Raw genomic sequence first — 14,175 nt, 5'->3', positions numbered from 1 at the left:
AATCAATGTATGTCACAACAAGAAGACGATTTGAGGGCATTGGCGAAAATCATGGATTTTCTGCGTGCCGTGAGTATCATTTTAGTGGTCATGAACGTGTACTGGTTCTGCTACGAAGCCATCCGGCTGTGGGGCGTGAACATCGGCGTGGTGGACAAAATCCTTCTGAACTTCGACCGCACGGCGGGGCTGTTCCATTCCATTCTCTACACGAAGCTGTTTTCCGTCCTTTTGCTTGCCTTGTCCTGTCTGGGTACGAAGGGTGTCAAGGGTGAGAAAATCACTTGGGGGAGAATCTGGACAGCATTTGCCGTCGGGTTCGTGCTGTTTTTCCTGAACTGGTGGTTGCTGCCCCTGCCGCTGCCGCTTGAAGCGGTGACGGGACTGTATGTCCTTACCATTGGAACGGGCTATGTCTGCCTGTTGATGGGTGGTCTGTGGATGAGCCGCCTGTTGAAACACAATTTGATGGAGGATGTTTTCAACAACGAGAACGAGAGTTTCATGCAGGAAACGAGGCTTATCGAAAGCGAGTATTCGGTCAATCTGCCGACACGTTTCTATTACAGGAAACGCTGGAACAACGGTTGGATCAATGTAGTTAATCCCTTCCGTGCGTCCATCGTGTTGGGTACGCCGGGCAGCGGCAAGTCCTATGCCGTGGTAAACAATTTTATCAAGCAACAGATTGAAAAGGGCTTTAGTCAATACATCTACGATTTCAAGTATCCCGACCTATCTACTATTGCCTACAACCATTTGCTGAACCACCCGGACGGCTACAAGGTAAAGCCGAAGTTCTATGTGATCAACTTCGACGACCCGCGACGCTCTCATCGGTGCAATCCCATTCACCCGGATTTTATGGAAGATATTACGGATGCCTATGAGAGTGCCTACACAATAATGCTCAACCTCAATAAAACGTGGGTGCAAAAGCAGGGCGACTTCTTCGTGGAGTCACCTATCATTCTGTTTGCCAGTATTATCTGGTATCTCAAAATCTATCAGAACGGGAAGTTTTGCACGTTTCCCCATGCTATCGAGTTTCTGAACCGCCGTTACGAGGATATATTTCCGATACTGACCTCTTATCCGGAGCTGGAGAACTACCTTTCGCCGTTCATGGATGCGTGGCTTGGAGGGGCTGCGGAGCAGCTCATGGGTCAGATAGCGTCGGCAAAAATCCCGCTTTCGAGGATGATTTCACCGCAGCTCTACTGGGTGATGTCAGACAGCGAGTTTACGCTGGACATCAACAATCCCGAAGAGCCGAAAATCCTCTGCGTGGGTAACAATCCCGACCGTCAGAATATCTACGGTGCGGCACTCGGTCTGTATAATTCCCGTATCGTGAAGCTCATCAACAAGAAGGGGATGCTGAAGTCATCGGTCATCATCGACGAGTTGCCCACAATATACTTCAAAGGGTTGGACAATCTTATAGCTACCGCCCGAAGCAACAAGGTTGCCGTGTGTCTGGGCTTTCAGGATTTCAGCCAGTTAGTGCGTGACTACGGGGACAAAGAGGCGAAAGTGGTGATGAACACTGTCGGCAATATTTTCTCCGGTCAGGTGGTGGGGGAAACAGCCAAGACGCTCTCCGAGCGGTTCGGTAAGGTGTTGCAGAAACGGCAGTCCATCTCCATCAACCGGCAGGATGTTTCCACCTCCATCAACACGCAGATGGACGCGCTCATTCCACCGAGTAAGATTTCCGGGCTTACGCAGGGAATGTTTGTCGGTTCTGTATCCGACAACTTCAACGAGCGTATCGAGCAGAAGATTTTTCATTGCGAGATTGTGGTGGATGCCGAAAAGGTGAAACGGGAAGAAAGTGCCTACAAGAAAATTCCCGTCATTACAAACTTCACGGACGAGGACGGCAACGACCGCATGAAGGAAACGGTGCAGGCGAACTACCGGCGCATCAAGGAAGAGGTGAAGCAGATTGTGCAGGAGGAACTGGAGCGTATCAAAAACGATCCGGTGCTGTGTAAACTGCTACCAGATAATGAGACTGTCTAACAAGTCCCCAAAATTGAAAATTATCCCTATCGAAGTTTGAAGTGACCCCCAAAAGTTGGATACAATTTTTTTGGGGGGCACTTCAGTTCTGACGGGTAAAATCGTAAAATTCGGACTTGTTAGACAAATACTTACGCGGTTTCAACCTCAGGTACTGAATCTATCGAATTGACAAATTTAACCAATTGCGGATCTGAATCTTTTTGTATGAGGTTTCGGAGACTCTTTTTCAATTCATAAGCATCATCCCCTGCTGTATTTATTAAATCCATATAAAAATCTTTGTTTTGCAGAATCAATGAACGGCATGCCCCATCGGAAATTACAGGTTTCACTATTTTATCAATAACGTCTCCAGCTTGACTTTTCAAATTACCATGCGATCTAAGCCATGTTTCGAAAAATTGAAACTTTATTGCATTGATAGTCTTTTTACCGATGCAGAAATCATTTCTTATATCGGTAACTGTCGATTTAATTTTTCGTTTATCCAATCTTTCAACTATATTCTTGAAACAATTAGGGAAAGGATTCAAACTTTGAGTTCCAGAAGCAATATCCATCAGAATCTTTTTGCCAAATTCAGTCAAGTTATCTGGCAAGGATTTGATTTTAGCCAGTAAATGTTTTATTGCGACAAACCAATAATATGATGTATGTGCTGTTCTTTGGGCGTATAATGTATCAACACTTATTTCAGACAACGCTTCGAACGCTATTTTATTGATATGATCGGTCAGGACATTGCTTATTTTAGTGGTCAAATCGTAAAAAGATGCGTCAGGAATTACATCTTTAATATTGTTCTTAGTGATATACTTATCCAAATCGGTATTCCACTCTGCTAAATGCTCGATAAATACCTCATCCGTTACACCTATTCTGTTCTTAATATCTTCAAATTGGGGCAATATGTCTGAGAGCAATAATTTATAGCCAAGTTTATGATTTACCATGTATTGTAGTGTTTCATTTAATAGCGGTATATTCCATCCCACACTATTTACTAATAAGTCTCCATGATCCACATAATAGTCCATGAGTTCTGCAACATATTTTATATCTCCACCCTCTATTAAGGAAACGGAATGACCATGTGCCAATTGCATGGCGACTAAATCGTAATATCCAGACTCTTTAATGTTTCGGCCATCAGTTTCTAATTCAGAATGCAACTGATTTATGTAGGTTGAATCTAACGTTACAGGTAAAGGTCTTTCTTCGTCAGATGCCAATAAACGATAGGTTGTAAATATAGCCCCTATATTATCTTTATTTACATTCTGTTCATCAATGCAATTCGTGATCGCTTGCAAAAGCGTTGGAAACGTATAGGTAGAATTATCTTTTAACGTTTTTACAATATCTGCATGGTCGAAATTATCGGGTAGTAAGTTTGCCAAATAATTATCGAGCGCCTCCGAATTTGTTGCTACTTGATAATATTTATATGCTTTAGTTGTCGCGTTATCCCGATAGGCAGCATCTGTTGCATTTGCAGCTTGAATATAATCGATAAATGTATTTGGCTTGACTGTTTTTGCTTCAATCAATGACGTAAAATCGCACGCCAACTTATTTTGCGCAATAAACCTGTCTATTGCATCTAACGTTTTGAAATAGTCGCCGCCATTGAAGTCATTGAACCGAACTATCTTCTTATATAATTGAGCAATCACATGGTTTTGGCTTTCCGTGTCTAAATGCAACAGCAGTTCTTGGTATTCGACAGGGAACACCTGCTTCTCTATGGATTCTTTTAATTTCAATTGTGCTATTCTTTGCCATACACGCAGAATAACATCGCTCTTTCGAGTTAATTTATGCAAACAATGTATAATCTTATCGATAAGCGCATTGTCCATACATTGTATAACTTCTTCTAATACAGTGTCAAATTGTTTATTAGTCTCTGCATATTGATTTATGTCGTGGTCTTCTTCTCCGTTGATGCAGCCTTCAATATATTTTTTCAATGGAATTTGTCGAGCATCTTCAACATCGACACCATATACCAAAGCTGCAATTTCGCGTTGTGTTTGCAGATCATTGTTAATTATTGTTTGAATGCCATTCAGATAGTCGCCGGACAATATTTGTTCTACTGGATTTGCCAGAATATCCGTCTTCTTCAAACAGAACAATGCTATGTTTATCATCAAAATTTCGTTACACCACTCTTGTTTAAGAGCGACCATCTCATTGATATATGATATAATTTCCCTAACATTGGCATTAGGATTTACCAATCTGAATATCCGATTTATAGTTTCTTTCGCTTCATTTTCTGTTTCTCCAAATGCTTCAACAAACAGTTTGTTGAATATACTTCGATAGTCGGTAATAACAGGAGGAGCAACACGATAAACAATAGGGAAAGTTTTATTGATAAAATACTTGGTCAGTTGTTTCGTTTGTTCGTCGGTCTCATCTCCGAATGCACAAGCTAAATGTGTTTCATCGAAAGGAATAACAGCCCAAACATTTTCAAAACCGCTATCGGCGAAGAACGTATGGATAGAAGACCATAATTCTTTTACTTTTTCAGCGGGGAGACGATCCATGTTGTCAAAAACAAGGACTAATTTACGTTGTCCTTTTTCCTTGATAAAATCAGAAATGTCTTGCATCCATGTTTTGAACTCGTAAACCGTTGGTTCGTCTTCGCTCAAAGTCTCATAGCAAACGTCCTTTTCGACTTTATCTTGATAAATAGCTAACATATAACTCCATCCATATTTATGATCTTTGCTATATGCCCATTTCCAAACGCACAATGCAATAAGAACTGGCAGTGCAGCTATGATAATAGACAATAAAGAAAACCACCATGTTGTGGGTGTAGGTTTTACTGCATACGCAATAAATGTAAATATCGGAGTTAAAACTGCAACCAAAAATGCCGCAACCATACCATTACTGATAAGGGGATATTTTTCGGTTACGGTCTCCGTTTTACGGGCTAATAAATATTTCAGCTTTTCAGACCATGATACGGTTTTCGTACCTCCACCTTTGACTTTTATTGTTGCATTTCCAGATAGGATACCATCATCAATAAGTTTGCTTGTAAGCAATTCCAATATAGAGCGGCGTTGCAAGTCCTCTTGATGTCCCCATGCGTCATACTCAAAAAAGTAATAGTCGTCTGATAATTCACGTTCCAACATTTTAACCACGTTGGATTTTCCAGATCCCCAAATACCTTCGATGCCGATAATTCGAGGTAAAGTACATTCCTCATCCAATGAATCATTCTGACAAAAATGGCGAGCAATAGTTTTTGCCAACCTTTCTTGCGAACCTCCATCGAATTTGTCAATACCACACGGTTTATTTTGGATAAACCGCGGATATTGCTGTTTGGATTGTAGTTTTGTTTCCATATACGTAATTTATTGATTATACGAACTCCAAATAATTCTCCCGATTTACCACATGAAACTCGGCATAGGGATAGGCTTCTTGGAAGGCTTTCGGTGCGGCCGGCATTTTATTTCCCCACTTGAACTCCAAGGCGGTAAGACTGTCGGCACTCTCCTCAATCAGGTCGATTTCCTGTTTGTCGTAGGTGCGCCAGAAATAGAACTCCCTGTGCAGTCCCTCATTGAAGTTCGCTTTGCGCCGCTCTCCGATGATGTAGTTCTCCCACAGCGCACCGACATCCTGCCGAATGGCCAGCGGTGAGAAAGCCCCGATAATGGCATTGCGAATGCCGTTGTCGTAGAAGTACCACTTGCCAGCTTTTGTAACCTCCTTGCGTAGGTTACGCGAATAAGCCCCCAGACGATAGATAACGAAGACCTTTTCCAATAGGTCGAGGTATTTTTCAACGGTCGTCTTGCTCATGCCGAGTTGTTTACCTAACTCTTCGTAAGAAACTTCGCTGCCCAACTGAAAAGCTATCAATCGCAGTAGATCGCGCATCTTGCTCGAATTTTTTAAGCCGTCAATTGCTAAGATATCTTTAAGCAGGTATGCACCGACAATATCACGTAGGTAGTCTGTTTTACGTTCATAGTTCTCCATCATTACTACTTCGGGATAGGAACCGTAAATCAAGCGCGCTTCGAGGTTCTGGCGGGTTTCAAGTGCCGTTTCCGTCTGTGCGATTTCCCGTTGCGAGAATGGTGTAAGGAGAAATTGCGTACTGCGGCCGACCAACGGTTCACCAGTCTTATTCAGCAAATCGAATGACGAAGAACCACTTGCCAAGACACTTATTCCCGGTATTTCATCAACTATCAACTTCAGAATACTACCGATTTGTGGTATGTTCTGTGCCTCATCAATAGCCAGCAAATCAATACCATCCAATAAATGCCGATAATTGGCTATTGAGCGATTCTCCAATAGTGCTAATGTGTCGTAGTCTTCGCCGTTGAGCATCATCGTCCTACCTGAATAGTTGTCCACAATTTTACGCATCATTACCGTTTTACCAACACGGCGAGCACCAAAAATCAGTACTGCTTTATTGGGCGCGATTCGTGCTGTAATCTTCTCTTGAAGTATTCTATTTACTGTTTCCATACCTTATAAAATATAATGCAAAGATAATCATATTTTTTTTAATTGGCGAATTTTACAAAAAAAACGGGCTATTAAATGGCGATTTTTACAACCACAATCTTATGGAAGTTGTTTCATTGTTTTTAGTAATGATATATGTTCATACTATGATGACTCAATAATTTACCAGACATACGTTTCTGAAATTTGTCCTTATAGGAATGAAAAACTCACATATATTGTGCTAATTAATATATAATTAAATGAAAATAAAAAGACAGGATACGAGTATTCCTGTCTTCTCATATGTAATGGATATTTTTTTATTTTCTCATCCGCTCCAACTCCTCATCACGCAACATTCTCTCGTTCAGTTTTTCCTGCATCCTGTCAATGAAATAGGTGCGGCTTTCGTTCTTCCGGCGTTTGATATCAGTGTAGAAGCGGTAGCAGTCTTTAGAATCAACCCCGAATATCTTATAGAGAAGTGGGGCGAGCTGTTTGAGCGGCATATTGCCGTTGTTGATGCAGCCCATCACGTCTATGCCGTAGATAAGTTCCACGAGGTCGATGGCATTGCCCGTCCATTGAAGAAGGCTGGCGGTGGTTTCTGTTGCGTTGTTGGCGGATATTAGTGGTGGCACTTGGGGCGTGGCAAGGAATTTCTGCATCTTTCTTACGAAAGACAGAGCCTTGCTGACGTAGGCGGCAATCTCTCTTTTTTCTTCTGACAGATTACGTACGGGATGGTGCTGCAACTCGATTTCGATGTAGGCAAGCGCGATGACGGTAAGGTTCATGTCCATGCCGCCGTTGCACAGTTCGATCACTTGGGTGGCGAAAGCCGTGTATGCCGTTTCCATATTGCAGTCGCCGGCTTCGTTTATCAGGCGGAAAAAGTCGGTTTCCGCCAACAAGAAATAATTCATGGTTCTGTCAATTTTGAAAATTACACTTTGTTTTCTGCGTGCGCACATGAATATAATTGGCAAAAAACGCGGCAGAAAATAAAAAATCCAACACTCAATTTTACAAAGTGCTGGATTTCAGAGGTATAAAATTCAGTATTTTTTCACAAGGACAAATTATCTCCGACTTAAATTGTTTGTAATCGGAACATTTATTCTATTCCTGAAAATAGAAATGTATGCTTGCCGCACATTTTGGCTATCTTGCTTTTTTATCAAGGATATAGATAATGCGACATACACCGTTGGGATAGCTTTTCAAAGAGGAAAGCGTCCAGTGTTGCTCTGGCAGAGCCGACTTAAAAAAATGTCGTCCGCTTCCGGATATGAAAGGAACGGTGTATAGTATGATTTCATCCACAGCGTGCATCCGCAGCAGTCCGTTTATATAGTCTGCCGTGTCCGGTGTGGCTTCCGCGAGGTAACGGATGTTTGTGCAGTCTTTTCTCCATTCGTGCAGCATTGAAATGGAATAGTCCGGTGTCACACGGTAAAAGGCTTTCTTCCTGATTTCATCAAGACCGCAACGGTCAAGGCACAAATCCTGATGTGCTTTATCATATAACTCTGAAGAAAGACATCCGTCCATCGTCAGTACGGCGAGAATCTGAACTTTACCCATAATCGTTTCCTTTCGTTAGGCAAGGGTAAAAAAGTAGCGTGCAATTCACACTACCTTCAAGCGATGGCTCTGGTAAAGCCTTTACGGAGAGTACGTGAATGCACGCTATGCGTAAGCATAGCATAAGCATCACGCAATCGTCTCCGTAGTTCCAATTTACCAGATTTTCGCTTGAAACGCCTTGCGGTCTTATCCTATATGTTGGCGGCGAAAAGCTCCTGCCAATCGCCGTTTTTCTCAAATGTTATGCAAAGATAGCCAAATTCAGTGAATTACGGGCTATGATTGCTTGAATTTATATTTAAGTCCATACTCTTCAAGTTTGCTGTATAGTGTTGTCCTGCCTATGCCGAGCAGTTCTGCGGCGACACTCCGGTTGCCGTTTGCCTGTTTCAACGCACGCAATATCCGCTCCTTATCCTCCGCGTCATTGCGCAAGGCGAAGCTGACAGTAGAGGTCGGTTTCGTCACGGCAAGTTCCAGATGCTCTTTCATGACAACACCTTCCTGCGCCTGCAATACAGCACCCATAACTTTCTGCCGAAGTTCCCGCACGTTGCCCGGCCATGCGTGTGTCAGCAACGCTTTACGTGCTTCGGAACTGAACCCGCTCACGCTACACTCCAGCTCTCTGTTTGCCATATCACGGAAGAACTCTGCCAGCGGCATAATGTCTTCTTGACAGTCACGCAACGGAGGAACGGTTATCCCGAAGTCGTGCAGGCGGTACAGAAGATCCTGCCGAAAACGCTTTTCATTCACCGATACCTCCAAATCTTCATTGGTAGCAGCGATGATGCGGACATTGAAATTCCGGTCTGCCTTGTCTCCGACCGGGCGATACCGCCTCTCCTGTATGGCACGGAGCAACATCTGTTGGGTTTCCAACGCGAGGTTTCCTACCTCGTCCAGAAACAACGTGCCGCCTTCCGCCTCATGGAAATATCCTTTCTTGGCATTGTCCGCACCTGTAAATGCACCTTTGACGTGTCCGAAGAAAGCCGACGGTGCAAGCTCTTTGGAGAGTGAACCGCAGTCCACCGCCACAAATGGCTTGCCTGCACGTTTGCTCTTGTCATGCAACAGGTGGGCAATATGCTCCTTGCCCGTGCCGTTCTCACCAAATATCATCACGCTCATATCGGTGGCGGCTACCAGCCTTATGCGGTGCATGATTTTCTGAAAGGCGGAACCTTCACGGGCGAATATAGGCATACGGCGTTGTCCTGCCTGACGTTCTTTCAGTATGGAACGGATCAGGGGGACAAGTTTATCCTCCACAAGCTGTTTGGGAATATAGTCTATCGAGCCGAGTTTCATGCTTTCCACGGCGGTATTAACTTCGGCGTAGTCGGTCATAATGATGAAGGGCTGCATCTTTCCCTCCTTTCGCATCCAGCACAAAAGGTCTATGCCACTGCCGTCAGGCAGACGCAGGTCGGCAACCACGATATCATTATCTGTTGCCTGTTGCAGATGTTTCTTCGCGGTTGAGAGGTGGTAAGCCTTCATATTGCGGTAGCCCTCCCGTGACAGCATATTGCAGACATATTCGCAATACACGATGTTGTCTTCCACCACAATTATTTTTGTCTTATTCATCTTCGTATTTTCTCCTTTCCTCTTCTGCCAACCGTATTATTTCCACTCCCTTATCCAGCACGGCAGTCACGGCATGGCTTAACGCTTCACCATCCGGGAGAGCATCGCCACGAAGCAATCCGTAAAGTACATTCAGCGGTTGGTCGGCACGGAGCACCTCCCACGAACTGCGCAGGTGGTGGATCAGGGAATCCAGCTTTTGCAGGTCTTTTTCTTTTGCTGCATCCCGTACCGCCTGCATTTCCTTTTCTGTTTCAGTTATCAACTTTTCCAGCATGACGGCTTCATTGCCATAGGACAATAAGGCGGAAAAGTCCGGTTTCCCGTCCGGTGTCGCTTTTATGGCACACCTGTCGGAAACCTCCATCAGTTCCGATATGGAGAACGGTTTGAACAGGCATCCGGCAAAGCCTTTTGCCAATAGTTCCCCTTTGTTACAACTGCCCGAAGCGGTTGCCACAACCACCGGGATTGTTGGTGAATTGCCCACGTTGGACGAACGCAACAGTTCCAGCAATTCGAAACCGTTTATATCGGGCATATTCAAGTCTGTCAGCAACAGGCTGTATTCTTTCTGGCGTATCATTTCCATCAGTGCCGCAGCATCGGTGCAAGTGTCGCAGTGTATTCCTTCTTGGGAATACATCTCTTTCAGCATCAGAAGTAATACCTCATCATTGTCAATGGCGACAACATCATGGAATTTATTGTTATGATAAACAGGTGTATTGCTTGTATATCCAAGCTGTTCTTCAGCTTCCTGCATAGAAATTTCAACTGTGAAACGACTGCCTTTCCCTTTCTTGCTGTCTAAACGGATTGTTCCGCCAAGCATCGACACAATATTACGCATTATGGCAAGCCCAAGCCCGAAACCCTCCTTTGCGGCGGCATTTGATAGACGTTCAAACGCACCGAACGCTTGTTTCTGTTCCTCTTCTGTCATGCCTGTACCTGTATCTTCAACGACCAGTGTCAGAACTCCATTATCATATTCAGTAATCAAAGAAACACCGCCTTCTTCTGTGAACTTGACAGCGTTTGACAGCAGGTTATTCCCGATTTGTATTATTCGCTCTTTGTCGGTCAATACAATGGCATCGTGTCCAGTCTTCACGGACAAGGACAGCCCTTTGTTCACGGCAACAGGCATGAACTCCGTTTCAAGTGTGTGCGTGATTGCTGAAATCCGGCAGGGTGACAGACGGGGCTGTTCCTTGCCGTTGTCCAGGCGGAAGAAGTCAAGCAAAGTGTTAAGCATATCCCGCATACGGTCGGAGGATTGCAGTATGTTTTGGATATACTGCCCGGACTTATCCTCACACTGTTCTTTCCGTATCAGTCCGGCATAGCCTGTTATTGCTGTCAGCGGTGTGCGCAGTTCATGGGTGATAGTATGTACCGCCTTCTTCCTTGACGTTATCAGTGCCTCGTTCCGTTGTACGGATTGTTCCAGTTGCCTTATCAAATCAGTTGTCTTGTGCTTGTATTGTTTAATGCTTTTTGCATCACGATGTATGATGATGTAGGAAATTAACAACAATAGAAGAACGAATCCCATTAAACCGCCTACTTGCATAAATGACTTTTCACGCATGGCAACTATTTCGTTTTCCCGGCTTTGCAGTTCGGTTTGTACCTTTTCTTCTATTTGGCAAATCAATTCTTGCAGTTGTCTGTTAAGTTCTGCATTACGAGCTGCAAGGCTGTCGGCTTGTTCCGACAATTGGCGATCCTGCACTTTCTGTTCGCTGATTACGTTTCTATTGACCGAATGAAGGATAGTGGTTGATACTGCTGGAGTTACTTCCTTTTTTTTGCCGAATATGCCTAAGAAACCTTTTCGTTTTGGCTTTTTGGACTGTTCCTGCACACTTTTCTGTACAATAACCGGAATTTGATTGGCTATCTTCTTGTTAATAGATTGTTGTTCATCCATTAACCGGACTATCTGGAACATCTGTCGTTCCTTATCCTCTAAAAGACTGCGCACACTATCGATGCGCTCTGCTGGATAGGTGGCCTTGAAACGGCAGAGCATACTGTCCATTGCCATACGCCGTGCATGGTAATGCTCGATATCTTTATCGTTCCATTCCAGTATTGTTTCACCCAATAGAGAAAATTTTATCATTTGAATATTGATATTGTTTATTTCTTTTCGGAGCTCGTCTATTTTTTTATTGCCAAGTTCTAATGCTTCTATCTCCTGCCATTCATAGAGGCTATTATATGCCATACATCCGATAAGAATGGAGATAAGTATATATCCCAACCGTATTGCCTTATAGAAATTTCCTGACCGCTCCATTATTTTAATGACATTGATTTTTGGAACATGAATAAAAGTTTATCTTTTTCGTTCATGCGGATATTATCAGAATAACCGTCTTTTGTTATTTGATACCCACATGGCTTAACCATAAAAATGCCTAAGCCCTTAGTGTACGAACTTACTTCTGAGGCATAGTCTTTACTTGTATTTAATGGAACTTTCCCTTTAATATGACACCACTCATTATTACAACTGATGTCTTCAATCTCAGACATCAGTTTTTGCAAATCTGTAATAGCTTTGGAACTCGCTACTTGGGGTATCTGCAACTCAAAACAGAGCATCGGTTCGAGAATGTCCACACCTGACTGTTGCAAAGCCAGCCTGAAGACATAAGGGGTCAGCTGTCTGAAATCAGCAGGTGTACTTACCGGGCTATAATACTCGGCTTGAGTAAAAGTTACTTTCAGATCTGTCACTTCCCATCCATGTAAACCAGATTGGCAAGACATACGAATCCCTTCAAAAACGGCATTTTGAAAAGAATGGTTCAGATAACCATAGGAGATGTCACTTTCGATTTGCAACCCTGCCCCTAACGGTAAGGGTTCAAGAGTCAGCCCTATTGTGGCCCAGTAAGGGTTGGGTGGTACTTCGATCTGAATAATCTTATTGACCTTTTTTATAGGTCGTTCTTTGTAGATAGTCTTGATCTCATCAAAATGGACCTTTACGGAAAATCGTTCTTCCAGCAATGTCTGTATGATTTCCTTTTGGGTCAAACCATATAACGAGATTTCCAATTCATCACTATATGAGTTTATGGAAAAGGACAAAGACGGGTCTTCAATCCACAATGTATTCAGAGCGGATATCACCTTGCTTCTCTCTTCGGGCTTATTTGGCCGGACGGAGGATTTGAGAGCGGGATGCTGATGAGATAATCCTTGAATCAAACAAGGTTTAGCACCTAAATAATCTCCGATTCGAAAATCTTCTATATCTTCTACAATCGCGATATCATTGGCACCCACTTCATCAACATTTATCTCTCTGCCCTGATAAATAGTCTTTAGATTTTTAATCTTGATGAATTTTTCCGAATCGTTGATTCTTACAACGTCTCGAAGTCTCAGACTTCCGTCAATTATTTTAAGAAAACTTCTTTTATGCCCTTTGGGGTCATGCTCTATCTTATAGAGATAAGCTGAAAGTCTGTTTGAGACTGATGCCGGAGGAAGTATAAAAGAAGAAATGGCGTCCAACAACTCATTGATACCGATATTGAACATTGCTGATCCATGTAGCACCGGATAGACTTTGGCTTTTGCCACAAGAGCGATTATCGTATTCCAATAATCAGCCGGTGAAATTTCGCTATCCGCCAAATATCGTTCTAATATATCGTCGTCATGGTTGCATACAAATTCTTTGTATTCTTCCTTTATATATGTTTGGGAGCAAACCGGATAAACCGATCCATCGACAACAGTTTGCATAAACAGGACATCTTGCGACAGATTTGTTTTTATATCCATATACAAACGCTCCAAATTCACACCGGCACGGTCAATCTTATTGATAAATATAATTGTCGGGATTTGCAGCTTTTGTAAAGTACTGAACAGCAACTTTGTCTGCGCTTGTATGCCTTCCTTTGCGGATAAGATGAGGACTGCTCCATCAAGCATTTTGAATGTCCGCTCCACTTCCGCAATAAAATCCATGTGTCCCGGAGTGTCAATGATATTGCATTTCACTCCATTCCAGATAATAGATGTCGTAGAAGCCCGGACAGTAATTCCTCTACGTTTCTCTATATCCATAGAGTCCGTTATGGTGTCACCATTATCCACACGGCCGCACTTTTCCGTTGCTCCACTGGCAAACAGCAGATTCTCGGTTACGGAAGTTTTTCCTGCATCAATGTGAGCAAGAATTCCTAAATTTATAATATTCATTTGGATTAAGCAATAATATACTACAGTAGATGCATTGTCGAAACGCACCTTTTAATACCTCCTCGTAGCATATGAGAACTACAGGATTACTAACTCGTATTAATATGTATATTATTACTGCCGCATAACGATTACAAAATTACACAAAAAAATATATCTAACAAAAGTGGGAGGATTTTTTAACTTTTTACCATAGACATTTTATTA

The 14,175-nt window shown here is 43.0% G+C and carries 8 protein-coding genes; 1 reads left to right on the top strand and 7 read right to left on the bottom strand.

The features are described from left to right. The first annotated feature begins 9 nt into the window (after window positions 1–9). Entirely contained in the window at window positions 10–2,028 is a 2,019-nt protein-coding gene (gene mobC, locus E0E47_RS09850; RefSeq protein ID WP_004291482.1) for a conjugal transfer protein MobC, read from the top strand. 131 nt (window positions 2,029–2,159) lie between these two features. Here the strand turns inward: mobC and E0E47_RS09845 are convergent, their stop codons facing one another. From E0E47_RS09845 to tet(Q), 7 genes are all read right to left on the bottom strand, one after another. After that, window positions 2,160–5,414, bottom strand: coding sequence for a P-loop NTPase fold protein (locus E0E47_RS09845; protein ID WP_004291481.1), 3,255 nt, complete (start codon window positions 5,412–5,414; stop codon window positions 2,160–2,162). Window positions 5,415–5,430: 16 nt separating this feature from the next. Continuing rightward, window positions 5,431–6,561 (bottom strand): ATP-binding protein, encoded by a 1,131-nt coding sequence (locus E0E47_RS09840; protein ID WP_004291480.1) that lies wholly within the window; start codon window positions 6,559–6,561, stop codon window positions 5,431–5,433. 302 nt (window positions 6,562–6,863) lie between these two features. Further along, a complete protein-coding gene (locus E0E47_RS09835) occupies window positions 6,864–7,469 on the bottom strand; it encodes an RteC domain-containing protein (protein ID WP_004304269.1) in 606 nt (201 codons plus the stop codon). Between the two features lie 238 nt (window positions 7,470–7,707). After that, window positions 7,708–8,130 carry a dihydrofolate reductase family protein gene (locus tag E0E47_RS09830; RefSeq protein ID WP_004291474.1) on the bottom strand — a complete coding sequence of 141 codons (423 nt, stop codon included), beginning with the start codon at window positions 8,128–8,130 and terminating at the stop codon, window positions 7,708–7,710. Window positions 8,131–8,409: 279 nt separating this feature from the next. After that, window positions 8,410–9,732 (bottom strand): sigma-54-dependent transcriptional regulator, encoded by a 1,323-nt coding sequence (locus E0E47_RS09825; protein WP_004291471.1) that lies wholly within the window; start codon window positions 9,730–9,732, stop codon window positions 8,410–8,412. Beyond that, window positions 9,725–12,043, bottom strand: a complete 2,319-nt coding sequence (locus tag E0E47_RS09820; RefSeq protein WP_004291467.1) for a hybrid sensor histidine kinase/response regulator — start codon at window positions 12,041–12,043, stop codon at window positions 9,725–9,727. Before E0E47_RS09820 ends, E0E47_RS09825 begins: the two co-directional genes overlap by 8 nt. Continuing rightward, window positions 12,043–13,968: a tetracycline resistance ribosomal protection protein Tet(Q) gene (gene tet(Q) / locus E0E47_RS09815; RefSeq protein WP_004291466.1), complete on the bottom strand. Its 1,926-nt coding sequence runs from the start codon at window positions 13,966–13,968 to the stop codon at window positions 12,043–12,045. The genes E0E47_RS09820 and tet(Q) overlap by 1 nt, the downstream gene beginning before the upstream one ends. Between the last annotated feature and the right edge of the window lie 207 nt (window positions 13,969–14,175).

It is taken from the genome of Paraprevotella xylaniphila YIT 11841 (assembly GCF_900683745.1).
Classification (GTDB): domain Bacteria; phylum Bacteroidota; class Bacteroidia; order Bacteroidales; family Bacteroidaceae; genus Paraprevotella; species Paraprevotella xylaniphila.
The sequence above is the reverse complement of the archived record's forward strand: the minus strand, read 5'-3'. Positions and strand labels throughout refer to the sequence as shown.